The 26,256-nt window shown below is 65.1% G+C and carries 15 protein-coding genes; 8 read left to right on the top strand and 7 right to left on the bottom strand.

Annotation, left to right across the window (positions count from 1 at the left end):
* Nucleotide 1 precedes the first annotated feature (1 nt).
* Nucleotides 2-1,066 carry a glycolate oxidase subunit GlcE gene (gene glcE / locus C4K39_RS28475; protein WP_124348039.1) on the bottom strand — a complete coding sequence of 355 codons (1,065 nt, stop codon included), beginning with the start codon at nt 1,064-1,066 and terminating at the stop codon, nt 2-4.
* Entirely contained in the window at nt 1,066-2,565 is a 1,500-nt protein-coding gene (gene glcD, locus C4K39_RS28470; RefSeq protein ID WP_124348038.1) for a glycolate oxidase subunit GlcD, read from the bottom strand. Before glcD ends, glcE begins: the two co-directional genes overlap by 1 nt.
* Nucleotides 2,566-2,797: 232 nt before the next feature.
* Between glcD and glcC the strand changes: the two genes are divergently transcribed.
* Entirely contained in the window at nt 2,798-3,565 is a 768-nt protein-coding gene (gene glcC, locus C4K39_RS28465) for a transcriptional regulator GlcC (RefSeq protein ID WP_068582242.1), read from the top strand.
* A gap of 49 nt (nt 3,566-3,614) precedes the next feature.
* Here the strand turns inward: glcC and C4K39_RS28460 are convergent, their stop codons facing one another.
* Nucleotides 3,615-3,842: a DUF6555 family protein gene (locus C4K39_RS28460; protein ID WP_068582221.1), complete on the bottom strand. Its 228-nt coding sequence runs from the start codon at nt 3,840-3,842 to the stop codon at nt 3,615-3,617.
* Between the two features lie 228 nt (nt 3,843-4,070).
* Here C4K39_RS28460 and C4K39_RS28455 point away from each other — a divergent pair, with 228 nt between their 5' ends.
* The 3 genes from C4K39_RS28455 to C4K39_RS28445 all read left to right on the top strand — a co-directional run bounded on the left by C4K39_RS28455 (nt 4,071) and on the right by C4K39_RS28445 (nt 6,245).
* Nucleotides 4,071-4,847: an AraC family transcriptional regulator gene (locus C4K39_RS28455; RefSeq protein ID WP_124348037.1), complete on the top strand. Its 777-nt coding sequence runs from the start codon at nt 4,071-4,073 to the stop codon at nt 4,845-4,847.
* A gap of 227 nt (nt 4,848-5,074) precedes the next feature.
* A complete protein-coding gene (locus tag C4K39_RS28450) occupies nt 5,075-5,248 on the top strand; it encodes a DUF1427 family protein (protein ID WP_083236002.1) in 174 nt (57 codons plus the stop codon).
* A gap of 40 nt (nt 5,249-5,288) precedes the next feature.
* Nucleotides 5,289-6,245 carry a quinone oxidoreductase family protein gene (locus C4K39_RS28445; protein ID WP_124348036.1) on the top strand — a complete coding sequence of 319 codons (957 nt, stop codon included), beginning with the start codon at nt 5,289-5,291 and terminating at the stop codon, nt 6,243-6,245.
* Nucleotides 6,246-6,425: 180 nt separating this feature from the next.
* On the opposite strand, the gene C4K39_RS28440 is transcribed toward C4K39_RS28445, so the two are convergent.
* Nucleotides 6,426-7,454, bottom strand: a complete 1,029-nt coding sequence (locus C4K39_RS28440) for a purine-nucleoside phosphorylase (protein WP_124348035.1) — start codon at nt 7,452-7,454, stop codon at nt 6,426-6,428.
* Nucleotides 7,455-7,553: 99 nt separating this feature from the next.
* Nucleotides 7,554-8,510 carry a nucleoside-specific channel-forming protein Tsx gene (locus tag C4K39_RS28435; RefSeq protein WP_124348034.1) on the bottom strand — a complete coding sequence of 319 codons (957 nt, stop codon included), beginning with the start codon at nt 8,508-8,510 and terminating at the stop codon, nt 7,554-7,556.
* A 501-nt stretch (nt 8,511-9,011) separates the two neighbouring features.
* On the opposite strand from C4K39_RS28435, the gene C4K39_RS28430 reads away from it, so the two are divergent.
* The 4 genes from C4K39_RS28430 to C4K39_RS28415 all read left to right on the top strand — a co-directional run bounded on the left by C4K39_RS28430 (nt 9,012) and on the right by C4K39_RS28415 (nt 24,073).
* Nucleotides 9,012-19,541: an autotransporter-associated beta strand repeat-containing protein gene (locus tag C4K39_RS28430; RefSeq protein ID WP_437179343.1), complete on the top strand. Its 10,530-nt coding sequence runs from the start codon at nt 9,012-9,014 to the stop codon at nt 19,539-19,541.
* Nucleotides 19,542-19,842: 301 nt separating this feature from the next.
* Entirely contained in the window at nt 19,843-21,087 is a 1,245-nt protein-coding gene (kynU, locus tag C4K39_RS28425; RefSeq protein WP_068578603.1) for a kynureninase, read from the top strand.
* 31 nt (nt 21,088-21,118) lie between these two features.
* Nucleotides 21,119-22,537, top strand: a complete 1,419-nt coding sequence (locus tag C4K39_RS28420; protein WP_068578601.1) for an amino acid permease — start codon at nt 21,119-21,121, stop codon at nt 22,535-22,537.
* A 213-nt stretch (nt 22,538-22,750) separates the two neighbouring features.
* On the top strand, nt 22,751-24,073 hold the full coding sequence (locus tag C4K39_RS28415) for an OprD family porin (RefSeq protein ID WP_068578599.1): 1,323 nt from the start codon (nt 22,751-22,753) through the stop codon (nt 24,071-24,073).
* 83 nt (nt 24,074-24,156) lie between these two features.
* On the opposite strand, the gene C4K39_RS28410 is transcribed toward C4K39_RS28415, so the two are convergent.
* On the bottom strand, nt 24,157-24,564 hold the full coding sequence (locus C4K39_RS28410) for a hypothetical protein (RefSeq protein WP_124348033.1): 408 nt from the start codon (nt 24,562-24,564) through the stop codon (nt 24,157-24,159).
* A gap of 193 nt (nt 24,565-24,757) precedes the next feature.
* On the bottom strand, nt 24,758-26,101 hold the full coding sequence (locus tag C4K39_RS28405; RefSeq protein WP_124348032.1) for an MFS transporter: 1,344 nt from the start codon (nt 26,099-26,101) through the stop codon (nt 24,758-24,760).
* Between the last annotated feature and the right edge of the window lie 155 nt (nt 26,102-26,256).

The raw sequence follows: 26,256 nt of genomic DNA, 5'->3' as shown, positions 1-26,256 counted from the left end.
GTCAGAGCTCCGCGTAGAGTCGGCCGGGGTTGAAGATGCCCTGGGGATCGAGCTGCGCCTTGAGGCGTTGGTGATAGTGCAGCAGGGTCGGTTCCAGGGGCTGGAAGGGGCTGTCCAGCAGGCCATGGCTGTAGCAACTGGCATGGCCACCGGCGGCGCTGGCCACGGCGCGGATGCGCTCGGCCGGAGCATCGGACCTGAGCCAGCGCTGGGCGCCGCCCCAGTCCAGTAATTGGAGGCCGGGCAACGCAAGCTCCGGGGTGTTGTGCGGCAACGACAGGCGCCAGAGCGGCAGGCCGGGGTCGAAGAAGGGCAGTTGCTGCTCGTTGAGTCGGTTCCAGTAGCGGCTGTCCAGGGGCTCGCCGCCGAGCCGATCGCGGGCCGCGGCCACCGAGCCTTCGCCCCCTTCCAGGCGCAGGTGCAGGCGGCTGCCATCGTGGCAGGCGGCACTGATGGGCAACGGCTGCTGGCCCCATTGCGCGAGCCTGGCCAGGGCTTGCCCGGCAGGCAGTTCCAGGCTCAGGCTCAGGCAGTGGCGGGGCTTGGGCAGCACCTTCAGCGAGACTTCGGTCACCAGAGCCAGGCAGCCGTAGCTGCCGGCCATCAGCCGCGACAGGTCGTAGCCGGCAACGTTCTTCATCACCTCGCCACCAAAACGCAGGTGCTGGCCCAGGCCGCTGATGATCCGGGTGCCAAGGACGAAGTCACGCACCGCCCCGGCCCAGGGCCGACGAGGCCCGGACAGGCCACTGGCGAGCATGCCGCCCAGGGTGGCGCCGGTACCGAACGCCGGCGGCTCGCAGGGCAGCATCTGCCCGGCGGCATCCAGTACCGCCTGCAACTCGCTAAGCGGCGTCCCGGCCCGGGCACTGATCACCAGTTCGGTGGGGTCGTAGCTGACGATGCCGCGATGGACCCGGGTATCGAGGATTTCGCCAGCGCTGTCGCGACCCAGGAAGGCCTTGCTGTTAGAGCCCTGGATGCGTAGCGGGGTGGCGTTGTCCAGAGCGTCGCGTACCTGCTCCAGCAGGGCTTCGCTGGCGTCGCAATCGGTGGGGGCGGCCATCAGAATCGCTCCAGTTCGGGAAAGGGCAGTTGTCCATGGTGGATATGCATGGCCCCGGCCTCGGCGCAGCGGTGCAGGGTCGGGATGTTCTTGCCGGGGTTGAGCAGGCCCAGGGGATCGAAGGCGCGCTTGATGCCGTGGAACAGACTCAGCTCGTCGCTGCTGAACTGCACGCACATCTGGTTGATCTTCTCCCGGCCCACGCCGTGCTCGCCGGTGATGGTGCCGCCCACGGCCACGCACAGCTCGAGGATCTTGCCGCCCAGGGTTTCCGCCCGTTCAAGTTCCCCGCTCTGGTTGGCATCGAACAGGATCAACGGGTGCATGTTGCCGTCGCCGGCATGGAACACGTTGGCCACCCGCAGCCGGTGCTCGGCGGCCAGTCGGGCGATGCCGTGCAGCACGGCGGGCAGTTGGCGCCGGGGAATGGTGCCGTCCATGCAGTAGTAGTCCGGCGACAAGCGGCCCACCGCCGGGAAGGCATTCTTGCGCCCGGCCCAGAACCGCGCGCGCTCGGCCTCGTCCCGGGCCAGGCGTACTTCGCTGGCGCCGGCCTGTTGCAGCAGTTGGCGCACCCGCTCGCAGTCGTCGTGGACATCGGCCTCGACCCCATCCAGCTCGCACAGCAGCATGGCCTGGGCGTCCACCGGGTAGCCGGCGTGGATGAAGTCTTCGGCGGCGCGGATCGCCAGGTTGTCCATCATCTCCAGGCCGCCGGGGATGATGCCTGCGGCGATGATCGCTGCCACCGCCTGGCCGGCGTTCTCCACCGAGTCGAAGGCCGCCAGCAGCACCTTGGCGATCTGCGGTTTGGGCAGCAGCTTGACCGTGACTTCGGTGATCACCCCCAGCAGCCCCTCGGAACCGGTGAACAGCGCCAGCAGGTCGAAGCCCGGTGAGTCCAGGGCCTCGCTGCCCAGGGTCAGGGGTTGGCCTTCGACGGTGAGCATCCGCACCTGGAGCAGGTTGTGCACGGTCAGGCCGTATTTCAGGCAGTGCACGCCACCGGCGTTTTCCGCGACATTGCCACCGATGGAGCAGGCGATCTGCGACGACGGGTCGGGGGCGTAGTACAGCTCGTAGGGCGCCGCGGCCTGGGAGATCGCCAGGTTGCGCACCCCGGGTTGCAGGCGCGCGCAGCGCGCGGCGGGGTCGATCTTGAGGATGTCCTTGAACCGCGCCATCACCAGCAGCAGGCCCTTTTCCAGGGGCAGGGCGCCGCCGGACAGGCCGGTACCGGCGCCCCGGGCCACCACCGGTACCCGTTGCTGGTGGCAGATCTTGAGGATCTGCTGCACTTGCTCCAGGCGCCGGGGCAGGGCCACCAGCAGCGGGGTGCTGCGGTAGGCGCTCAGGCCGTCGCATTCGTAGGGCTTGAGCTGCTCCTGGCGGTCCAGCAGTTCCAGGTCCGGCAGCTGGCTGCGCAGGGCGTGGATCAAGGCCTGGCGGTCGACCTCGGGCAGGGCGCCGTCGAGGCGTTCATCGTAGAGAATCGTCATGGCTGGCGAATGACCTTGTGTCGTTGTTATCAGGTCGCGACTGCATCACGCATGCCTTGCATCATTGGCCCGGGGCGCCTTAGTGTCCATGTGCGCCGGCAATGGTCGAACCACTTTATTGTTCGCCGCTGTCCCGGGTTTTCGATAAACCCAAGTAACTTCAACAGCTTGCAAGTGAACCTAGAGCGGGCCGCGAACCGCTAGATGACTGGTCATACCAGTGGGGGACGAGATGCAGGACAAGCCAGCAGGGCCACGCTTGCAGGTGGCCGATGTGGTCTGTGGGCGGATCGAGCGACTGATCGTCGACGGCGTATTCAAGACCGGCCAGCGGTTGCCCTCCGAGCGGCGCCTGAGCGCCAAGCTCGGGGTCTCGCGCACGGCCCTGCGCGAGGGCCTGAAGCTGCTGCGGGCCCGGGGCATCATCGACACAGTGCAAGGCCGTGGCTCGCAGGTGGCTCAACTGTCGGCCCCGGCGGCGGGCTCGCCGTTGCTGCACCTGTTCAGCTCCCAGCCACGGACCCTCTACGACCTGCTGGAGGTTCGCGCGCTGCTGGAGGGAGAGTCGGCGCGGCTGGCGGCCTTGCGTGGCACCGAGGCGGATTTCGTGCTCATCGGTCGCAGCTACCAGGCAATGCTGGAGGCCCATGAGCAGGCCCTGGAACCCGCTGCCCAGGCGCGCCTGGACCACGCCTTCCACCTGGCCATCTGCGAGGCTTCGCACAATCCGGTGCTGGTGCAGACCCTGGGCTCGCTCAATGGCCTGTTGCTCAATTCGGTGTTCGCCTCGGTCAACAACCTCTTTCACCGGCCATTGCACAAGCGCCAGATCGACCGCCAGCATGCGCGCTTGTACCACGCGGTCACCGGTCGCTTGCCGGAACAGGCGCGCAAGGCCGCGCAGGCCCATATCCAGGGCATTGCCCAGAGCCTCAAGGAGATCGAAGACGAGGAGCAGCGCTTGGTGCGGGCGACCTTGCGCCTGCAAGGCTGGGATTGAATCGCAGGTAAGCGCGGAGGGGGCCGGGCGGCTCCCTCCGTACGCCCGGCTAGACCGAAGGACGCCAGGTGACGTTCTCGATACCGAACTTTTCCGCCATGGGGCGGCTGGTCTTCTTCACTTGCTCACGCCCGAACCGGCCGATGCGGCCGACTCCGGCGTCGCAACTGGCCCAGTGCCAGGCCTCGGCATTGTCCATCTTCTCCTGGCGGATGATGAAGGACTTGGGGTTGCCATGGAGGGTGTACTCGATGACGAAGAGCTTTGCGTTGTTCATAAAGCGTTGATTCCTCCCTGTGATCCTTGAAGTGATTCTGTGGGAACGGAAAAATTCATTCCGATTGCCCGCCCGGGCTACCAACGGTTGCTGTGCCGCAGGTGCTATCCCAATGCATGGGCTGCATGTCCCGACGTATCGGATCGAATGCGGGGGGGGCGGGCGATGCTGGCGGCGCCTGGGGCGGCTGGTTACCATGGGCTCCCGCCGATCCAGCACGACCTTGCCATGGCCCTAGCCGCACCTCCCGATCTTTCGGATACCGCGATTCCCGTACAACCCCTGGCGCGCACCTACCCGCGCGGGCTGTTCGTCGAGCCCCACGAGCACGACTGGGGCCAGTTGCTGTATGCCATGAGCGGGGTGATGTGGGTCGAGACGCCCCAGGAGGCCCTGGTGGTGCCGCCGCAACGGGCGGTCTGGTTGCCGCCGGGTGTGGTCCATGGCATCCGCGTGGTCAGCGACCTGCAGATGCGCAACATCTACCTGCGCCCGTCCCTGGCGGCGACCCTGGATGCCAGGGTCCAGGTGCTGCAAGTGGATACCTTGCTGCGGGAGTTGATCGTGCGCCTGGTGGAGCTCGAACCGCCCCAGCCTGACTACTACGAGGCCCTGGTGGGCCTGGCCCTGTTGGAGCTGCAACGGGCCCGGCGCTCGGAGTTGAAGATCGTCTTGCCCGATGCCGCCGACCGGCGCCTGTGCAGCCTGTGCCAGGCGGTGATGGCGGCGCCGTCCCTGGAGATTTCCTTCGAGCAGCATGCCGAGGCCGTCGGGGCCAGCGTGCGCACCCTGGCGCGGCTGTTCAAGGAACGCCTGGGCCTGGGCTTTGCCGAATGGCGGCGCCAGGTGCAATTGGCCACGGCGGCGGCGGAGCTGATCCAGGGCGTGCCGGTCAGCCGGATCGCCCGGGAGCTGGGTTACTCCCCCAGCAGTTTCAGCGACATGTTCCGCCGCGAGCTGGGTGTCGCCCCCTCGCAGTACGTCGCTGGCCAGCCCTCGGCCTGAGACACCGCGATGCTTTGGCCGATAGCCTGAAGTACTTGGCCGATGCCACTGCCTCCTTGCCTCTAGAATCCACCCCATACCTGTAGCCGCTACCGAGCCTGCGAGGCTGCGTTCAGGGACGCAGGACCGTGGCCCTGCGGGCCATGCGCAGCCTGCGGCAGCGGCTGCATGAAACGACGCGGTGGTTGTAGCCGAGCCCATGCACCACGGCCTTTTGGGAGTGAACCATGAATTACCTGATGTCCCTGGCAGCCGGCCTGTTGGTCGGGCTGCTCTACGGTGCCTTGCAGGTGCGTTCCCCGGCACCGCCGGCCATCGCCCTGGTGGGGCTGCTGGGCATGCTCGGTGGCGAACAACTGTGGCCCCTGGGCCGCCAACTGTTCAGCCAGTGGTGGTCCTGAGCGCTGATTTTCGACTCTTTCCCGACCTATGGAGCCTTTGATGAAAGCATTGCAATTTTCCGCCACCGGCGACCTCGCATCCTTGCAACTGGTGGAGCTCCCGACCCCGGTGGCCGGCCCTGGCCAGGTGCTGGTACGGATCAAGGCAGCGGGCCTGAATCCCAGCGATGTGAAGAACGTCCTCGGGCGTTTTCCCTACACCACGTTGCCACGGATTCCCGGACGGGATTTCGCCGGGGTGGTGGAGCAGGGGCCGGACGACTTGATCGGCCAGGAAGTCTGGGGCACCGGCAGGGACCTGGGTTTTTTCGCCGACGGCAGTCATGCCCAGTACGTGGTGTTGTCGGCCAGGGGCGTGGCGCTCAAGCCCCGGCACCTGAGCTTTGCCCAGGCCGCGAGCCTCGGTGTGCCCTATACCACCGCCTGGGATGCCCTGGAGCGTAGCGGTGTGGTGGCCGGTACCCGGCTGTTGGTGATCGGCGGCGGCGCCGTGGCCACTGCGGCCCTGGCCCTGGCCAAGGTTCGTGGCGCCCAGGTGCTGGCGGCGGCGCGTCGACCGGAGCAAGTGCAGGCATTGCAGGCCCAGGGTTATCCGGCGCTGCAACTGGCGCAGCCGGAGAACCTCGCGATCCAGGTGGGCGAGCATTATGCCGGTGGCGCCGAGGTGATCTTCGACACCACTGGCTTCTGGTTGCCGGCAGCGGTGCCGGCCTTGGCCACGTTCGGCCGGATCGCCATCATCGCCGCGCCGGTGGATGGCCATGTGCAGTTGCCGGCGCTGGCCCTGTATCGCAAGGGCGGCTCGGTAGTGGGGATCAATTCGTTGCTGTATGGCGTCGAGGAATGCGCGGCGATGCTGGAGCAGTTCGGTCGCTATTTCGATGAAGGTTTGTTGCCGCTGCCCGAGGGATTGCTTGAATCGCCACTGGAGCAGGGGCTGGAGCGCTATGCCGAGGTCAATCAGGGCGGCGGCGACAAGGTGATCCTGATTCCTTGAGGCGGGCAGCGCCGGGGGGCGTTGAAGGCCCTGCGGGCCTTGGCGCAGCTTCGCGGGTACAGCATCGGCTACAGGGTTTGCTTGTGTAGCCGCTGCCGCAGGCTGCGCACGACCTGCAGGGTCGGCGCAGTTTCAGAGGTCCGGCTGTGGCCACAGGTAGGGGTAGGGCCGATCACGGGATCACTGCGGGACGCCGTGTTCCCAGCTCGACCAGTTCTTGAGGATGTCTTGCACCAGTGGGTTGCCGGCCCGGTAGAGGTTTTCCAGCGCCGGCACGAAACCGCCCTGGTCGGCGTACTTGAGCAGGTTGTCCACTTCGCTGGCACCGGGGGCTGGGCGGTCGAAGTCCGAGCCGGCGCGCAGTACCGCCAGGCGCTGGACGTCCACCAGGCCTTCGCGACTGGCCCGCAGCAGCGCCTCGTAGGTGGAGTTGTCTTCCTGCTGGGTGGTGCAGTAAACGCCCTTGTTGTCGGTGAGCAAGCGGGTCCAGACCTCGGCCCGTTCGCTCAAGCGCGTACCGGAGAACCAGGTATTGCCGGCCAGGGTGTCGCAGCGGGTGACTACCGGCGGCTGGTTGGCCGGAGCCTGGGGGTACTTGAGGCGCCAGGCCGCTGATTCCTTGCTTTCGCTCAAGGTCACCTTCTGGCTCAGGGCAAACGCCTTGGCCTGGAGTTTCGGGTTGAGCTCGAACACTTCGGTCTTGTAGTCCAGGGGCGGCTTCTCATTGGGGCCCTTGGTGTTGATCCCCAGGTAGCCGGTCGGCCACTCCTTGGGTGCATCACGGGAGTCGAGCTCCCACTGGGTGCCGAACTCCACCAGGTAATGGGCCCAGGCCGCGGTGCCGATGGTGCCTTGATGCGGGCTGATGCCGGCAATCCCGGCAATCAGGAAGTAACTCTTGCGCAGGTCGAACTTCGGCGACATCGCCAGGGCCAGGGTCGAGGCCGCGGCGTTGGTCTGGCCCATGCCGGTGGTCAGCAGGCACACCTGCTGGTCGTTGCTGCAGCTGATATCCGGATATTCTCCCGCCAACCCCGGTACCCGTACCTTGTGCTTGAGTTCCAGGCGCTCGATCCAGTTCTGCGCTTCCGGAGCGAACATGCTGATCAGCACCACCTTGGGCTTGATCGGCGCCTCATTGGCCCAGGCCCCGGTGGCCAGCACCGCGCCCAGGCCCACTATCCACGAAACTTTCTGAATGCCGCGCATAACACCTCCATGATTGCCGTTGACCGGCGCTGATCCTGATCGATCCAGGTTGCAACTGTTGTTGTCTTGCCGCTTGTTGCTCGATATGTGCCGCTGTCGCTAGAACTGGTAGCCGACCCCGGCGTAGTAGCCCCAGCCGTTTGAGCGGGCGCGGAACTCACCGTCGCCAAAATTCAGCACGCTGCCGTCCTCCCAGTTGCCGCCGTTGTGGAAATAGCGGCCCACCAGGGTAAAGCGCAAGTGGGTGAAGGAGTACAGCAGCACGTTGGTGGCCACCGTGGCGTTGGCCGTGCGGGCCGGGTTGTCCTTGTGCAGGTCGGAGCCAAAGTCGAAGTTGGTAAAGCCGATGTAGGTCAGCGACGCGCCGTTGCTGAATTTGTCGATGGGCACGATGTACTTGAGCTGGGCGCGGTAGCCGTCCCAGGAGTACTCATTGCTGGCGCCATAGTTTTCCCACTGGTAGCGACCGTAGAAGTTGGCGGACAGGTTGACCCGCGAATGGGTGTCGATGTCGGTGCCCAGGCCGCTGTACAGGGTGTTGGCGCGGTTGGCGGTGCGGCTGCCGTGGTCGTAGATCCAGTCGAAGGCTACATACCACTCCTTGATCGGGCCGATGGCCAGGCTGCGGCCGGCCAGGTAGTCGATGGAGATGCGCGGTTCGTGTTCCATGAACAGCGGCGAGCCATGGTCCCAGACGCCCTTGTCGTGGCTGTTGCCGATATTGAGGATCTTCGGCAGGTCGATGTAGCCATACAGCTCGAATGGCCCCTTGCGTCCGAAGTATTCGTATTCCAGGTAGACGTCGTCCGCCGGACGGGGGCCGAAGCTGATGTCCTTGCTGCCGATCAGCATCAGGTCCTGGTTGTACCAGTCGGAAAGGTAGGCACCGGGTTTGGCCGGTTGCACGTCCTTGCTCAGGCCTTCGCCCTGGGCCGATTCGTCCTGGGTGGCGGGTTGGGCCAACAGGGCAGGGCTGAGTAGTCCGGTAACGATGCCCAGTAGCAGGGAAACGCTGCGTGGGTACGAGCGCGCGGTGGGCCTGGAAGTGGCATGCATTGAAAATCCTTGTTCGTGCGGGATGGGATCAGGTTTGGGCAATCATCGGCGAATAGCCTGGATTCCCAGGTGCGCAAACGTTTGCATGTGTCGTACCAACTTGCATTGGCCAGGTCTGGAGCAGGTCTTCGAGCCCAGGGCAGGGCGGCGGCGGCCATGAAGGGGAATGAGTTTGAAAGAGGGAATAATTGCACTGAAATAGGGCGGTCGTTGCACCCCGAGACTTGCCGAAGAGTAGGAGGTTATTTCTTTAACTCATTGATATTTATCGGATATTTATGAATTTTTGCCGCTAAAGGCGCCCACATACTTCCAAAGTATTAATGCTATTTGATGGTGCATGGCCATTAGGCAGCTGTCATGGCGTCGTCTAGGTTTCTGTCCAAGGAATTTTACCAATGGTCAGGTTTCAGGCGTCGATGCGAGTAGTAGAGGGCTAAGCACCCTGTGAGAAGTACGCATTTTTACGGATGAAAAGCCTGCTCACGAAAGGAGTCGCTCGTGAACGTTCGTCATGCCAGGGATGTGTTTGTCAATCTGTCTCCTCTGTCCATGGCCATCCGCCTTGGAATAGCCGGCCTGCTCTGGAGCCTGGCCAGCCCAGCTGCCATGGCAGCCTGTTCGCCAGCCAACCCGGTGGCCAACGACACCGTCAACTGCACTGGCAATGCCACAGCGATCCTGACCAACGCCTTCGCCAGCTCTGCCGATAACCTGACGGTCAACGTCGGCAGTGGTGCGACGTTCAACTCATTGCTCGGCGGCACGGCGATCAGCCTCACCGGCAACGGCATTACCTTCAACAACAACGGAACCGTCGATCCGGCCCTGCTCGGGCTGGTGACCCTGCTCAGCAATGGCGTGGTGATCGGCAACGGTTCCGCCGGGGTGGTCAACGTCAACAACAGCGCCACCGGTACGCTGAACGGTACGTCAGGCATCCTCGGCCTGAACCTGGGCACGCTCAACGGCATGGCGCTGAACATCAACAACGGCGCGGGCGGCAGCACCACCATCGTCAACAACGGCAGCATCGGTTCCTCGGCATTGCTGGGCCTGACCCTGCTCTCTGCCGATGCGCCGGTGGTGGCGGTGCGTGGGGGCTCCCAGGTCAACATGACCAACAACGGCACCCTGGTAGGCCGGGTGGCGTTCCAATCCTCGACGGCTGGCAACAACTTCACCAACACCGGGCAGATCACCGGAGGCGTGTCCCTGGGCGCTGGCAGTACCAACAGCTTCACCGCGGTGACCGGCTCCTCGGTCAGCAGTGGCGGCGGGATCGGCATCGCCCTGGGCGGCCTGCTGGGGGTCGACCTGACATTTGCTCCTACGGGGCAGATCGACGGTGGCGCTGGCGGTTCCAACACCCTGTTGTTGCAAAACACCCTGGGCGTGGGTGGCGGCACCACCGGCAGTGGCACGGTTTCCAGTGCCAACTACGTCAACTTCAACAACCTGACCCTCAACAGCGGCACCTGGACACTGCAGGGGCCGGTGGTCAGCGGCAATACCACGCTCAATGGCGGGGTGGCCCTGTACAACAACAGCGCCACCTTCGGCAGCGGCCTGCTGACCTCCAATGGTGGTGTGCTGCAAGCCAGTACCGCCGGCCTGACCTTGAACAACCTGATCAGCCTGGGCGCTGGCGGCCTGACCCTGCAAGGCAGCAACGACACCACCCTGGCCGGGGTGATTTCCGGTGGCGGCGGGCTGGTCAAGTCCGGCGCCGGGCAACTGACCCTCAATGGCGCCAACACCTACACCGGCAGTACCACGCTCAATGGCGGCACGGTGCAGGTGGGCAACAACCAGGCCTTCAGCACTTCCACCGTGACCCTGGGCGGCGCGGCCACCTTGAGCGCGCCAGGCACCGTCAACCTGGGCAATAGCTTGGTGCTCAACAACGCCTTGAGTACCAGCGGTGTCGGCGCGCTGACCCTGTCCGGCGTCCTCAGCGGCAGCGCCGCGCTGAACAAGGGCGGCACTGGCAGCCTGACCCTGAGCGGCAACAACACTGGCTTCAGCGGCACCACCAACCTCAATACCGGCAGCCTGATCCTGGGCAACAACAATGCCTTGGGCAGTGGCTTGTTAAGCACGGCCGGTGGCACCACCCTGGATACCAACACCGCCATCAGCCTGGGCAACGCCCTGGCCCTGGCCGGCAACCTGACCCTGGGCGGCAGCAATGCCCTGACCCTGGGCGGCCTGGTCAGCGGTGCCGGTGGCCTGATCAAGAACGGCAGCGCCGACCTGACGCTCAATTCGGCCAATGCCTACCTGGGCAACACCGCCCTGAATACCGGGCGCTTGATCGTCGGCAATGCCGGCGCCCTGAGCACCGGCACCCTCAACGCGGCGGCCGGTACGACGCTGGATGCCAACACCGCCTTGAGCCTGGGCAACAACGTCAACCTGGCCGGCGCCCTGACCATTGGCGGCACCCAGAACCTGGGGCTGTCCGGGCAGATCAACGGTGCCGGTGGGCTGAACAAGAACGGCACGGCAAGCCTGACCCTGTCCGGCAATAACGGCTTCCTGGGCAACACCAACCTCAACAGCGGGTCGTTGATCGTCGGCAGCAACCTGGCCCTGGGCCTGGGCGTGCTCAATACCGCCGCCGGCACTACCCTGGACAGCAGCACCTCGGTGTCCCTGGGCAATACCCTGAACCTGGCCGGCAACCTCAACCTGGCCGGCAGCAACGCGCTGACCCTGGGCGGGCTGATCACCGGCACCGGTGGCCTGACCAAGAACGGCACGGCGGGGCTGACCCTCAATGGCAGCAACACCTACCAGGGCGGAACCTTGCTCAACGGCGGCACCCTGACCCTGGGCAACAGCGGCGCCCTGGGCAGCGGCGCCTTGACCGTGGGCGGCGCGGCGAACCTCGCCGGCAGCACCAGCCTGGACCTGCTCAATGACATAGTGCTCAACGCCGACCTGACCCTGGACGGGCTCAATCCGCTGATCCTGGATGGCGACGTCAGCGGCGCCTATGGACTGGTCAAGAACGGTGGCGCCAACCTCACCCTCAATGGCAACAACAGCTACCAGGGCGGCACCTTGCTCAATGCCGGCAACCTGACCCTGGGTAGCGCCACGGCCCTGGGCAGCGGTGCGCTGACCGTGGGCGGCGCCAGTTCGCTGAGTGCCGGCAGCGCCCTGAGCGTGGGCAATGCCATCAACCTCAACGCCAACCTGACGGTGGGCGGTAGCAATGCCCTGACCCTGGGCGGCACCATCGGCGGCAGCGCCGGGCTGATCAAGAGTGGCAGTTCCAGCCTGACCCTCAGCGGTACCAATACCTACCAGGGCAATACCGCCCTCAACGGCGGCACGCTGATCCTGGGCGCCAACGGCGCCCTGGGCAATGGCACGCTGAATGCTGCCAACGGCACCAGCCTGGACGCCAGTACCGCGGTCAGCATCGGCAATGGGCTGAACCTGGGCGGCAACCTGACGATCGCCGGCAGCAATGCTCTGACCTTGGGTGGCGTGATCGGCGGGATCGGCGGCCTGATCAAGAATGGCAGCGCCGACCTGATCCTCAACGGTGCCAACGCCTACCTGGGCAATACCACCCTCAATGCTGGCCGGTTGATCGTCGGTAACGCCAATGCCCTGGGCGGCGGTGCGTTGAATGCGGCCGCAGGCACTACCCTGGACAGCAACACGGTGGTGAGCCTGGGTAACCAGGTGAATCTCGGCGGCGGGGTCACTATCGGTGGCGGCGCCGACCTGACCCTGGCCGGGGTGGTCGGCGGGATCGGCAGTTTGATCAAGAACGGCAACGCCAACTTGACCCTGAACGGCGCCAACACCTACCAGGGCGGCACCACGCTCAACGCCGGGACCCTGACCCTGGGCAACAATGGCGCCCTGGGCAACGGAGTGTTGACCGTGGCTGGCGCGGCAAACCTGGACAGCGCACCAGGTATCAGCCTGAACAACAACCTGACCCTCAATGCCAACCTGACCCTGCCCGGCAGCAACGACCTGACCCTGGGCGGGGTCATCGGTGGTACGGGGCAATTGATCAAGAACGGCACGACCAACCTGACGCTCAACGGCATCAACACCTACCAGGGTGGCACCGCGCTCAATGCCGGGACCCTGACCCTGGGCAACAGCGGGGCCCTGGGCACCGGCGCCCTGACTGTTGGCGGCGCCGCGACCCTGGACAACAGCACGCCAATGGCCCTGGGCAACAACCTGACCCTCAATGCCGACCTGACCCTGGCCGGCAACAACAACCTGATCCTGGCTGGGGTGATCGGCGGCAGTTCCGGGTTGATCAAGGACGGCCTGGCGGACCTGTCCCTGAGTGGCAACAACACGTTCAGCGGACCCTTGAACGTGCTGGCCGGCAGTGTGACCACGCTCTCCAGCGGCGCCCTGGGCAACAGTTCCGGGGCCAATATCAGCGCGGGCGCCAGCCTCAACCTGGGCGCCAATGCCAGCCTTGGCGGGTTGACCGGCAGCGGCTCGGTGCAACTCAGCCCCGGGGTGGCGCTGAGTGTCGGTGGAAGTAACGCCAGCTCGGTGTTCAACGGCGACCTCAGTGGCAGCGGGCAGTTGACCAAGGTCGGCAGCGGCACCCTGACCCTGGGCGGCATCAATGGCCTGACCGGCAACAGCCTGGTCAGCGGCGGCACCCTGAAGGTCGACGGTTCCCTGGCCAGCGGCACGGTCAACGTCGCCAGCGGCGGGACCCTGACCGGCTCCGGTTCGTTGCTGGGCGCCCTGGATGTGGCGTCCGGTGGCCATCTGGCGCTGAATTCGGGCAATACCCTGTCGGTGGGCTCGCTGGTGCTCAACAGCGGCGCCAACCTGGACGCCAACCTTGGCGCGCCGTCCACCACTTCGCTGCTCAATGTCGGCGGCAACCTGACCCTGGGCGGCCAACTCAACGTCAGCGATGCCGGTGGTTTCGGCGTGGGCGTCTATCGCCTGATCAACTACACCGGCAGCCTGGTGGACCTGGGGCTGAACGTGGCCAGCGTACCGCTGGGCTTCAACCTTGGCGACCTGGTGGTGCAGACCAGCGTCGGCAACCAGGTCAACCTGCTGGTATCGGGGGGGACCAACATTCGCTTCTGGGACGGCAGCCAGACAGTGCCCAATGGCGCGGTCGATGGTGGCAGCGGCACCTGGGACTCGCTGAACAGCAACTGGACCTCGGTCAATGGCACCCTCAACCAGACCTGGGGTAACGGTTTTGCGGTCTTCCAGGGCACTGCGGGTACGGTCAACGTGGCCGGGGCGCAGAGTTTCACCGGCATGCAGTTCGTCACCGACGGCTACAACCTGGTGGGGGCCCCCGGTGGTTCGCTGACGGCGGTCAACGGCAGCGGTGGCAATACCTCGATCCGCGTCGACCCGAACGCCACCGCCACTCTCGGCGTGGCGATCAACGGCAGCGGCACCCTGGCCAAGCTCGACAGCGGCACCCTGGTGCTCAATGGCAACAACAGCTATAGCGGCGGCACTTCGCTGCAGGGCGGTACCCTGGTGGTGGGCAACAACAGCGCCCTGGGTACAGGTGCCTTGAGCACCGCCAATGGCACCACCCTGGACAGCAACACCGCGGTCACCCTGGGCAATGCCGTGACCCTGGCCGGCGCACTGAATATCGCCGGTTCCAACGCCCTGACCCTGGGTGGGGTGATCGGTGGCAGCGGTAGCCTGGTCAAGAACGGCAGCGCCAACTTGACCTTGGGCGGCAACAATACCTACCTGGGGCCTACCGCGTTGAACGCGGGCGGCCTGATCCTGGCCAGCAACACCGCCCTGGGCGGCGGTGCGCTGAATGCGGCCGCTGGCACCAGCCTGGACGCCAGCACGGCGGTCAGCCTCACCAATGTGCTCAACCTGGCCGGCAACCTGGGTATCGGCGGTACCGCCGACCTGACCCTGGGCGGGATGATCAATGGAGCAGGCGGCCTGACCAAGAATGGTGCGGCCAATCTGACCCTGAACGCTAACAATGGCTTCACCGGCGGCACCTTGCTCAACGCCGGGACCCTGACCCTGGGCAACAACGGCGCCCTGGGCACCGGTGGCCTGACCGTGGGCGGTGCCGCGACCCTGGACGCCAGCAGTGCCCTGAGCCTGGCCAATGCCCTGACCCTCAATGCCAACCTGACCCTTGCCGGCAGTAACGACCTGACCCTGGGTGGAGTCATCGGCGGTGCCGGCCAGCTGATCAAGAACGGCGCCGGCAACCTGACCCTGGGCGGGGTCAACAACTACCAGGGCGGTACCCTGCTCAACGCCGGCACCCTGACCCTGGCCCAGGCCACGGCCCTGGGCAGCGGCGCGCTGACCGTGGGCGGCACCGCGACCCTGGCCAACAGTGCGCCGCTGGTGCTGACCAACGACCTTAACGTCAATGCCGGGCTGACCCTGGCCGGGGCCAACGACCTGACCCTGGGTGGCGTGATCGCTGGCAGCGGGACCTTGACCAAGAACGGCGCGGCCAACCTGACCCTGAGTGGCAACAACAGTTTCAGTGGCCCCATCAACGTGCTGGCCGGCAGCCTGACCACCCAGAGCAGCGGTGCCCTGGGCAATAGCGCCGGCGTCAACCTGGCCGCTGGCAGCAACCTCAACCTCGGAGCCTCGGCCAGCCTGGGCAGCCTGAGCGGCAGCGGTGCGGTGGCCATCGGCAGCGGCAATACCCTGACCTTGGGCAGCGGTAACCAGGGCAGCACGTTCGGCGGCAGCCTGGACGGCAGCGGGCAACTGATCAAGGCCGGTACCGGCACGCTCAATCTCAGCGGCACCAGTACCCTGAGCGGCAACACCCAGGTCAACGGCGGCACGCTGAACCTCAGCGGCTCGCTGGCCAGCGCCGCGGTCACGGTCAACAGCGGCGCGACCCTGACCGGCAACGGCAGCCTGGGCGGTGCCCTCACCGTGGCCGATGGCGGGCACCTGGCGCTGAGTTCCGGCAACACCCTGTCGGCAGGCTCATTGGTACTGGGCGCCAACTCCAACCTGGACGTGGGGCTCGGCGCGCCGGTCAACGGTGGTGGCAATGCCCTGGTCAACGTCGGTGGCAACCTGACCCTGGACGGCACCTTGAACGTGAGCGACATCGGCGGCTTCGGCACCGGCGTCTATCGCCTGATCAACTACACCGGGGCGCTGACCGACAACGGCCTCAACTTCGGCACCCTGCCCGGCAGCGTGGTGCCAGGCGACCTGCAGCTGCAAACCGCCGTGGGCAACCAGGTCAACCTGCTGGTGAGTGCCCCCAACACCACCGTGCTGTTCTGGGATGGCTCGCAGACCACGGGCAACGGCGTGATCGACGGCGGCTCCGGTACCTGGGGCAGTGGCACCAGCAACTGGACGTCGGTCGATGGCAGCTCGAACCAGGCCTGGGGCGGCAGCTTCGCGGTGTTCCAGGGCAATGCCGGCACCGTGACCGTGAACGGCACGCAAAGCCTCACCGGCATGCAGTTCGTCACCGACGGCTACAACCTGGTAGGCGGCGTGGGCGGGGCTCTGAACCTGGTCAATGGCGGTACCGGCAACACGGCGATTCGGGTCGATCCGAACGCCACCGCCACCCTCGGCGTGACGCTCACCGGCAGCGGCACCCTGGCCAAGCTCGACAGCGGCACCCTGGTGCTCAATGGCAACAACAGCTACAGCGGCGGCACCTCGCTGCAGGGCGGCACCCTGGTGGTGGGCAATGACAGCGCCCTGGGCAGCGGTGCCCTGAGCACCGCCAATGGCACCACCCTGGACAGCAACACGGCGGTGTCCCTGGGCAATGGACTGAACCTGGCTGGTGCATTGAACATCGGCGGTTCCAATGCCCTGACCCTGGGCGGTGTGGTCGGTGGCACCGGCGGCCTGGTGAAGAATGGCAACGCCAGCCTGACCTTGAACGGCGTCAATACCTACCAGGGCGGTACCTTGCTCAAGGCCGGGCAATTGGTCCTGGGCAACGACAACGCCTTGGGCAGTGGGGCCCTGACGGTGGGCGGCAACGCCCAGCTCGACAGTCCGGTGGCGCTGCAGTTGGCCAATGCCATTACCCTTGGCGCGCAGTTGAACCTGGCCAACCAGCAGGCCCTGACCCTCAGCGGCGCGATCAGTGGCAATGGCTCGTTGGTGAAGAATGGCAGCGGCGATTTGCTGCTCAGCGGCGCCAATACCTACAGCGGCGGTACCACGCTCAACGCAGGCACCACCCGCGGCGATGCCAGCAGCTTGCAGGGCTCGATCCTCAACAATGCCGCGCTGATGTTCCAGCAGAACGCCAATGGCACCTATGCCGGCAACCTCAGCGGCAACGGCACCTTGATCAAGCAAGGCAGCGGCACGCTGTTACTGACCGGCAACAACAGCTTTACCGGCACCACCCAGGTGCAGGACGGCTCGTTGCTGGTCAACGGCAGCCTGGCCAGCGGCAATGTGCAGGTGGCCAATGGCGCCAGCATTGGCGGTAGCGGCCAGCTCACCGGTACCGTACAGCTGGGCGATGGCGCCAGCCTCAAGGCCGGCGGCAGTGCCACGCCGTTGTCCGTGGGCGGCCTGGTGCTGTCTTCCGGCACCAACCTGGACTTCAGCCTGGGCCAGGCCACCAGCTCCACCACGGCGGTCAACGTGGCCGGCAACCTCACCCTGGACGGCACCTTGAACATCACCGATGCCGGAAACTTCGGCGTAGGCGTCTACCAACTGTTCCGCTACGGCGGCACCTTGACCAACAACGGCCTGAACTACGGCACGCTGCCTGGTGGCGTGCTGCCGGGCTCCCTGAGCCTGCAGACCGCCCTGGCCAACCAGGTCAACCTGCTGGTACAGGGCGCGCCAGGCCAGGTGCAGTTCTGGAACGGCGGCCAGACCACGGCCAACGGCAGCATCGGTGGTGGCAGCGGCACCTGGGGCTCGTCCACCAACTGGACCGACCCCACCGGTACCCAGACCCAGGGTGCGGGCAACCAGTTCGTGATCTTCGGCGGGCAGGGCGGCACCGTGACCGTGGCCGGTAACCAGAGCTTCACCGGCATGCAGGTGCTCGACAGCGGCTATAACTTCGTCGCCGGCAGCAATGGCAGCCTGAGCCCTACCAATGGCAGCGATGGCAGCCTGGCCAAGGTACGGATCAATGGTGGAGTGGTAACCCAGATCGATGCACCGCTGGTGGGCAGCGGCGGTATCGAGAAAACCGATGCCGGGGTCTTGCTGCTCACGGGTGCCAACACCTACACCGGCGGCACCACGGTCAGTGGCGGCACCCTGGCGGGCAACACCACCAGCTTGCAGGGACGGATGCTGGTCAACGCCCGGATGTTGTTCGCGCAGAACAGCAATGGCGTGTTCAACGGCCTGCTCAGTGGTACTGGTACGGTGGTCAAGCAGGGCGCTGGTTTGCTGCAGCTCAATGGCAACCAGCCCTTCAGCGGCACCCTGGCGGTGGAGCAGGGCACTGTACAGATCGGCGACGCCCCGGCTTCCCTGGCTGGGCAGGTGGTGGTCAGCAATGGCGCCGCGTTGCAAGGCAACGGCAGCGTCGGGGGGCTGGTCAACAATGGCCTGGTGAGTTCCGGCGGGCCGATCGGCAAGCTGGCGGTCACCGGCAACTTCAGCAACGGCAGCACCGGGACCCTGCAACTGACACCGACCTCGGCCACGAGCCCGGCGTTGCAAGTGGGTGGCACCGCCAACCTGGCGGGCAATCTGCAGGTCACCGGCCTGAACTACGGTGGCGGCACCACCAGCTACTCGCTGATCAACGCCGGTGGCGGCATCACCGGTACTTTCAGCAGCAGCAACCTGCCGCAACTGGTGTTCCTCGACACCTCGCTGGCCTACAGCGCCAACCAGGTGAACCTGAATGTCAGCCGCAACCAGACCGCCTTCGTCGACGTCGCCCAGACCCGCAACCAGCGCGGAGTGGCGGCGGCACTGGGCGCCTATTCGGGAGATGACGACGATCCGGCCGATCAGTTGAACGATCAGATCCTCGGCCTGGACCGGGCCGGGGCACAGAATGCGTTCAATAGCCTGTCCGGGGAAATCCATGCCAGTACGGTCAGCGCCTTGCTGGAGGATTCGCGCTACATGCGCGATGCCCTCAACGACCGCATGCGCCAGCCTGGCTGCAACAGTAGCCAGGACGACCCTCGGCAAGTGCTGGCCAGCCGTGAAAATCGCTTGAGCAGCAGCGGTTGCCAGGGCGAGATGGTGGGCTGGATGCGTGTGTTGGGTACCTGGGGCGACATGTCCGGCAACAGCAATACCGCCAAGCTGGATCGCAACCTGTCGGGCTTCGTGCTGGGCAGCGACCGCCAGCTGGATGACACCTGGCGAGCCGGTGCGGCCGTGGGTTATACCCGCAGCGACCTGAAGGCCAGTCAGCGGCAGTCGGAAGCCACGGTCAACACCACCCACCTTGGGGCCTACCTCAATTCCCAGTTCGATGCCGTTGCGGTGCGCCTGGGGGCGGCCTACAGCTGGCACAAGATCGAGACCAAGCGTGACGTCGCCGTCGGCAGCTACAGCGATCGCCTGAAGGCCGACTACAACGCCCGCAGTGCCCAGGTCTTCGGTGAGGTCGGTTATGCCATGGACGCCGCGGGCGTGGCGCTGGAACCTTTCGTCGGGCTGTCCTATGTCAACTACGACAGCGACACCGGCAAGGAGAAGGGCGGCGCTGCGGCACTCAAGGCCAAGGCCAGCCAGGACGTGACGTTCTCCACCGTTGGCCTGCGCGCGGGCAAGCGCATTACCTTGAGCAACGGCCAGCAGCTCACCCCTCGACTGGGCCTGGGCTGGCGCCATGCCTATGGCGATACCAAGCCGGATGCCGACCTGAGCTTCATCGATGGCGGCACCTCGTTCACGACCCAGGGCGTGCCGATCGCCAAGGACAGCGCGCTGGTCGAGGCCGGCCTGGACTATCAGGTCACGCCGGCTGGCAAATTGGGTATCGGCTACTCGGGGCAGCTGTCCGGGCAGACCAAGGACCATGCCATGACGCTCAACTTCTCCCTCGATTTCTAACGCTGGTCAGGGATTGCAGCCGCCCGATCGGGCGGCTTTTTTTTGCGCCCCGTTCTCAAACGGTCGGTGCCTGGTCATTGCCCGCGCCAGTCGACAAGCCAGCCATGGCATAACCCGCCGTAAATGCCTCGATAAAGCATCACCCGGAACGGATAGTCGCAGTGGGTTGGCCATTACCTTACGGAATACACGGCGGCTTCTTTTCTATTATCCAGTAATGACAACCCTGGCTAGGATCTGGACAGCCTGGCGGCCGTTGTCGCCGTCCAGGCGCCACAACAATAAATGCCGAGGGATAGTCATGAGCAGTTCCACGCCCTGTCGCCTGGACCAGGTCCAACAACTGGATGAGTCCGATCCACTGGCCTTTTGTCGCCAGCGCTTTGCCCTGCCGCAACACAAGATCTACCTGGACGGTAACTCCCTGGGGGCGATGCCGGCCCATGTGCCCGCGCGAATCGAGCAAGTCCTCAAGGAGGAATGGGCCCAGGGGCTGATCAACTCCTGGAACGATGCCGACTGGTATCCGGCACCGCAACGCACCGGAGCGCGCATTGCGCATCTGGTCGGTGCCCAGGCGCATGAAGTGATCGTTGCCGACTCGACCTCGATCAACCTGTTCAAGGTGCTGGTGGCCGCGTTGCGCATGCAGCCGCAACGTCGGGTGATCCTGGCGGAAAACGGCAATTTCCCCACCGATGTCTACATCGCCCAGGGGGTTTCGGAATTGACGGGGTGCCAGTTGCAGTGCGTCGATCCCGAGCAGGTGATGGAGGCCCTGAGTGAAGAGGTGGCGGTGCTCTCGCTGACCCATGTCAACTTCAAGTCCGGCCGCCGCTACGATATGGCGGCCATTACCGCCCGTGCCCATGAGTTGGGGGTCCTGGTGGTCTGGGACCTGTGTCATTCCGCCGGGGCCATGCCGGTCCGCCTGAATGCGGCGGGCGCCGACTTTGCCGTAGGCTGCGGCTACAAGTACCTCAATGGCGGACCCGGGGCTCCGGCTTTCGTCTTTGTTGCCGAGCGCCATATCCCTCATTTGCGCCAGCCGCTCACAGGTTGGCATGGCCACGCCAAACCCTTCGACTTCACCCATGAATACCAACCGCATCCGAGCCTGGACCGGATGCTGGTGGGCACTGCGCCACAGTTGGGAGTGCTGGCCCTGGAAGCGGCCCTGGAAGCGTTCGATGGGGTCGACCTGCAGGTACTGCGAGCCAAGAGCGAGGCCTTGACCGAATTGTTCATCACTCTCTGCGACCAGCAGTTGCAGGGCCTCGGTGTAACGCTGTGCACGCCCAGGCAGGCCGAACAGCGCGGCAGCCAGGTCTCCCTGAGCCACCCCCAGGCCTATCCGGTCATGCAGGCCCTGATTGCCCGGGGCATCGTCGGTGACTTCCGTGCACCGGACATCCTGCGTTTTGGTTTTGCACCGCTGTACAACCGTTACCAAGAGGTATGGGAGTGCGTGGGGGCACTGCGGGAAATCCTCGTGAGCGGCGAGTGGAACCAGCCGCAGTTCCTGGCCCGTAAATCGGTGACCTGACCCCAGTGCCTAGCCTTGGAGCAAGCGTGTCATGACAAAAACAACACACACCTTCAAACAAGTGGCAGACCGTGAGAAAGGCCTCAAGCAAACCTTGAGCAGCGGCCAATTGTCGATGATCGCCATTGGCGGGGCCATCGGTACCGGGCTGTTCCTGGGTAGCAGTTTTGCCATCGGTTTCGCCGGGCCCAGCGTGCTGGTGAGCTATGGCATCGGCGCGGTGATCGCGCTGTTGTTGATGGGGTGCCTGGCGGAAATGACCGTGCGCCACCCGACTTCCGGGTCTTTCGGTTCGTTTGCCGAGTTTTATGTGGCGCCCTGGTTCGGCTTCGCCATGCGTTACGCCTACTGGGCTTCCATCGTGTTCGCCGTGGGCACGGAAATCACCGCCGCGGCGATGTACATGAAGTTCTGGTATCCGGATGTGCCGGGAGGCTATTGGATGCTGGGCTTCTCCCTGGCGCTGATCCTGGCCAACGCCTTCAGCGTCAAGGTATTCGGCAGCATCGAGTACCTGTTCTCGCTGCTCAAGCTGTGCGCCATTGTTGCCTTCATCCTGTTGGGGGCCTGGGTGGTGTATGACGCGCCCATGGAGTCGGGTATCGGCCTGGCCAACTACAGTAATGACCGGGGCTTCTTTCCCAATGGCGTCTGGGGCACCTGGGTCGCAGTGATCGTGGCCTTCTTCAGCTACCTGAGCATCGAAATGATCGCGGTAGCGGCGGGCGAGGCCAAGGACCCCGAACGCGCTGTGACGCGGGCGTTTCGCATTACCGTGGTGCGCCTGGTGGTGTTCTACCTGCTGACCATCGCCCTGGTCTTGGCCATCGTGCCCTGGGCGCGCAATACCGGCGGAGAAAGCCCCTTCGTCATGGTCATGGCGGCCAGCGGCATCCCTTATGCCGGTGGGGTGATCAATGCAGTGATCCTGGTGGCGGCGCTGTCGGCGATGAACAGCCAGCTGTACATCACCACCCGGCTGATGTTCAGCCTGTCCCGGGCTGGCCAGGCACCAGCGATGTTTGGTCGCCTGAGCCGCAATGGCGTGCCACTGGCGGCGCTGTTGCTGTCATCCCTGGGCATTGCCCTGGCCACCTTGTTGTACCTGGCCTATGCCGAGCAAGCCTTCACGCTGATGATGTCGATCGCGATGTTCGGGGCCATGTTCACCTGGGCCGGGATCTTCCTCACTCACTTGTGCTTCCGTCGCCAGCAGGGCAGCGAACCCCTGGCCTTCAAGCTCTGGGGCTACCCCTGGACCAGCCTCGGTGGCCTGTTGCTGATGTTGGCGGTGATGGTCACGACGTTGTTCACCGAACCGTTCTTCCTGACCCTGGTCTGCGGGTTGCCCTTCCTGGGGCTGATCCTGTCGATCTACTACCTGCGTTTTCGCGGCAAGCGGGCCCTTGACGCCCAAGCCCCCAAGCCGCTGCCGCTGCGACAACCCTGAGCGGTACTGCCCCTGTAGATGCCAGCGAACCTGCGAAGGCCGTAAAGCACCGTTGCCCTGCGAGTCGTACACGGCCAGGGGCAGCGGCTGGACGAGCGCGCTGGCATCACTTCCTGGATCGCTCGGTTCCGGTGGCTCCATGCCCACCAAGGGAGCCGCGCGGCTGCACTGCATCACCCACGACAAAAACAATAAATCACCAGAGGTTTTGCCATGCCCCATGTCTCGCGTTCTCTATCGCCATTGCTGTTGCCGCTATTGGGCTGCTTGCCCTGGACAACCCAGGCTGCCGAGTCGGGATTCATCGAGGACAGTCACCTGAGCGTGCTGGCCCGCAACTACTATTTCAATCGCAGCATTCAGGATGGTCGCGCGGATCGCAAGGATTGGACCCAGGGTTTTATCGGTCGCTTCAGTTCGGGGTTCACCCAGGGCTCCGTTGGCGTGGGCGTGGATGCCTTTGCCTTTCTGGGACTCAAGCTGGATGCCTCCGGCGGCAAGACCGGCACCTACAATTTGCCGATCCACGACAACGGCAAGCCGGCAGACGAATACTCCAAAGCCGGTGCCGCGCTCAAGATCAAGGTCTCCAACAGTGTGCTGCGCTATGGCGAGCAATCGGTGGATACCCCGGTGTTCGCTATCGGTCACAATCGCTTGATCCCGCAAACCGCCACCGGCTTTGCCCTGGATAGCCAGGAACTGGACCGGCTCAAGCTGCAGGCCGGGCACTTCACATCGGCCACCGGTCATGTCACCACCAACAGCAGTGGTGATCTGTGGGCGTTCTATAGCGGTGTCACCACCCCTTCGGTGGACTACGCCGGTGGCCAGTACCAGTTCACCCGGGACCTGGGTGCCAGCCTCTACGTTGCGCGCTTCCAGGACATCTGGAACCAGTACTACGCCAACCTCAACGGCCGCACCGACTTGGGGGAAGGGCAGCAGGCCGGCTTCGACCTCAACCTGTATCGCACCCTCGACACTGGCCGCTCCAAGGCCGGGGCCATCGACAACACCACGCTGGGCGCTGCGGTGTTCTATGGCCTGGGCGCTCACCGTATGACCCTTGCCTTGCAGAACGTCGATGGCAACACCCCGTTCGACTACCTGGGGGTCGGTGACCTGGATCGCAACGGTCGCAACGGTCGCGATCAGGGCGCCTCGATCTACCTGCCCAACTCGGTGCAGTACTCGGACTTCAACGGGCCCAACGAACGCTCCTGGCAACTGCGCTACGACCTGTCCCTGGCCAGTTATGGCGTGCCGGGCTTGAACCTGATGACCCGTTACCTGCGGGGCTCCGGGATCGACGGCACGCACACCCCGGCCGGCAGCGCCTACGCCGGGATGTATGGCAAGGATGGGGTGCACCGGGAGATCAACGTCGAGGCACGCTATGTGGTGCAGAGCGGCCCCTGGAAGGACCTGAGCCTGCGCCTGCGCCAGACCTGGCACCGGGCGAATGTGGCCCAGGGCGAGGGCAATATGGATGAGTTCCGGCTGATCACCGACTACCCGATCGATATCTTCTGAAGACACACCTGAAACGCCCGCTGCCGTCGCCTCGCGAGGGGCGCGGCATTGTCGGCTCCTGGAGTCGATGCCGCAGCGAGGGCCTAGGGGATTGCCGCGGCTTTTTTCTCGACGAGCGCGGCACCCATGACCAACATCTCGGGCAGGTCCTTGCGCTGCTCTGGCGAGGCCAGGCCCAGATGCTGGTCACCTTGCCAGAGCTCCCCCGCCACGATTCTCAGGTCGAGTCCGGTTTGCGATGCTCGCAGCGCTTCATGGCCCACCCAGTGCCAGCGCTGCTTTCGCACCGCTGCCTTCGAGGTGTAGAGCCGTAGTGCGAATGTGTCCGCCAGTTCGTCGGGCAGTTGCCGGGTGCTGACGCAGTTGGCATACAGGCCCAGCAGGATCGTGTCCTTGTAGCGGTGTGAAACGTACAGCACCTTCGCCGGCCGGAACCCCTCGCTGAGAGGGATCAGCACGATGTCGCCGGCGATTGTTTGTCTAGTGCTCATGGCCCAGGCCCTTTTTAGTCGTTGATCGAGCGGCTTGTCGCTGCTCGGACCGTGATGCTGCTGCGCAGTATTGCTATTTCTGCGCGCAGCACCAGCCCTGGATCTTGCTATCAGGGCGCCGATGGCTGAAACAGGCTACGAGCATTGGCCGGGCTTGATCGCGGCGCTGGCCAGGAGGCCGCTGGAGCCTGGTTCAAGCCGTGGGCTCGATCTCGGCTTGTGGCTTTTGCCGAATGCGGTTCATCAGCCCCAACGCCAGCCCAGCCAGCAGGGCCGGGGTGGCAATCCACAGGAAGAAGTGCTCCAGGCTCCCGGCATTGCTGAAGATCCAGCCCCCCAGCATCGAGCCGGTAATCGAGCCCGCACGCCCGGCCGCCAGGGCCCAGGCCACGCCTGTGGCCCGGGAGGCAGTGGGGTAGAGGGTAGCGGCCACCACGCTGAGATTGTTCAGGGTGCCGGTGAGGCTGAAACCGGCGAGGAAGACGATGACCAGGGTGCCGACAGCGCCGTGCAGTTGACTGCCGGTCAGGGCCAGGGCCGCCGCCGCGCCCAGGCACAGCCAGGGCAGGATGCGCAGGGCGCCGATGCGATCCATCAGCAGCGCCATGGCAATACCGCCCAGCACCCCGCCAAAAGGGATCATCGCGCTGATCCGGGCTGCATTGGCGGTGTTATAGCCGCTGGCGTGCAATACCGTGGGCAGCCAGCTGGTCAGCAGGTAGAACACCAGCAGGCAGCAGAAGAAGGTCAGCCAGAGCAGCAGGGTGCGGGTCATCTGGCCCTGGCTGAACAGGGCCGATAATGGCGAGCGCCCTAGGCTGGCCGGAGCGTCCCCGGCAAAGCGCACCTGCTGCCAGTCGGTTTCACCGCTGATCCGCTCGACGATGCGGCGCAGGGCCACGGCATGGCGCGGGTTGTTGGCCATGAAGCACACCGATTCCGGCAGGGCAAAATACAACACGGGCCACAACAGCAAAGGGGCGATGCCACCGATGACCAGCAGGCCCTGCCAGCCCACCGTGGGCAGCAGTGCCCCGGCCACGCCACCCCCCAGGGCCAGGCCCAGGGTGAAGCCGGAATAGCTCAGGGTCACCAGCAGCATGCGGCGTCGCGCCGGGGAATATTCCGAACTCAGGGTGATGCAATTGGGCAGCACGCCGCCCAGGCCGATGCCTGTGATGCAGCGCAGGCCGGCCAGTACCTCGATCGACGGCGACAGGGCCGAAGCCAGGGTGCCCAGTGCAAAGATCAGCACGCAGATCAGCAGCACGCTCTTGCGCCCAAGGCGGTCGGCCAGGGGCCCGAAGCAGAAGCTGCCCAACAGCATGCCGAACAATCCGGCACCGAAGGCCGGGGCCAGTTGCGCCCGTTCGATGCCCCAGTTCCGGATCAGTTCCGGGGCGATATAGCCGATGGCCGCGGTGTCGAAACCGTCCATCACAAGGATCAGGAAACACAACAGCAACACCCGTATCTGCAGAGCAGAAACCGGGCTGCGATCGATGATCTCGCAAGGGTTTTGCGTACGCTGGTGCATGGTGGCTCCTTATTGTTGGTGTTCTGGGCGCAGCACTCGCCAACCCGGACTCTGGGAACCGCCGGATGGGGCTTTTGGGCATTTTTTAAGGCAGCCCTCTCACCACGACAGGCTCCGGCTTGCGGCCAACCCGGTTTTCGACCATGGCCAGCCCC

It is taken from the genome of Pseudomonas sessilinigenes (assembly GCF_003850565.1).
GTDB classification, from domain to species: Bacteria; Pseudomonadota; Gammaproteobacteria; order Pseudomonadales; family Pseudomonadaceae; genus Aquipseudomonas; species Aquipseudomonas sessilinigenes.
Note: the sequence above shows the minus strand (reverse complement) of the source record. Positions and strands in the feature narration are given on the sequence as shown.

Coding starts and splice junctions, on each gene's coding strand:
- C4K39_RS28440 (WP_124348035.1), bottom strand. CDS start 7,454: ATGCGCGGCATTCAGAAAGTTTCGTGGATAGTGGGCCTGGGCGCGGTG.
- C4K39_RS28420 (WP_068578601.1), top strand. CDS start 21,119: ATGACAAAAACAACACACACCTTCAAACAAGTGGCAGACCGTGAGAAA.
- C4K39_RS28405 (WP_124348032.1), bottom strand. CDS start 26,101: ATGCACCAGCGTACGCAAAACCCTTGCGAGATCATCGATCGCAGCCCG.
- C4K39_RS28435 (WP_124348034.1), bottom strand. CDS start 8,510: ATGCATGCCACTTCCAGGCCCACCGCGCGCTCGTACCCACGCAGCGTT.
- C4K39_RS28445 (WP_124348036.1), top strand. CDS start 5,289: ATGAAAGCATTGCAATTTTCCGCCACCGGCGACCTCGCATCCTTGCAA.
- glcD (WP_124348038.1), bottom strand. CDS start 2,565: ATGACGATTCTCTACGATGAACGCCTCGACGGCGCCCTGCCCGAGGTC.
- glcC (WP_068582242.1), top strand. CDS start 2,798: ATGCAGGACAAGCCAGCAGGGCCACGCTTGCAGGTGGCCGATGTGGTC.
- glcE (WP_124348039.1), bottom strand. CDS start 1,066: ATGGCCGCCCCCACCGATTGCGACGCCAGCGAAGCCCTGCTGGAGCAG.
- C4K39_RS28450 (WP_083236002.1), top strand. CDS start 5,075: ATGAATTACCTGATGTCCCTGGCAGCCGGCCTGTTGGTCGGGCTGCTC.
- C4K39_RS28455 (WP_124348037.1), top strand. CDS start 4,071: ATGGCCCTAGCCGCACCTCCCGATCTTTCGGATACCGCGATTCCCGTA.
- C4K39_RS28415 (WP_068578599.1), top strand. CDS start 22,751: ATGCCCCATGTCTCGCGTTCTCTATCGCCATTGCTGTTGCCGCTATTG.
- C4K39_RS28460 (WP_068582221.1), bottom strand. CDS start 3,842: ATGAACAACGCAAAGCTCTTCGTCATCGAGTACACCCTCCATGGCAAC.
- C4K39_RS28410 (WP_124348033.1), bottom strand. CDS start 24,564: ATGAGCACTAGACAAACAATCGCCGGCGACATCGTGCTGATCCCTCTC.
- kynU (WP_068578603.1), top strand. CDS start 19,843: ATGAGCAGTTCCACGCCCTGTCGCCTGGACCAGGTCCAACAACTGGAT.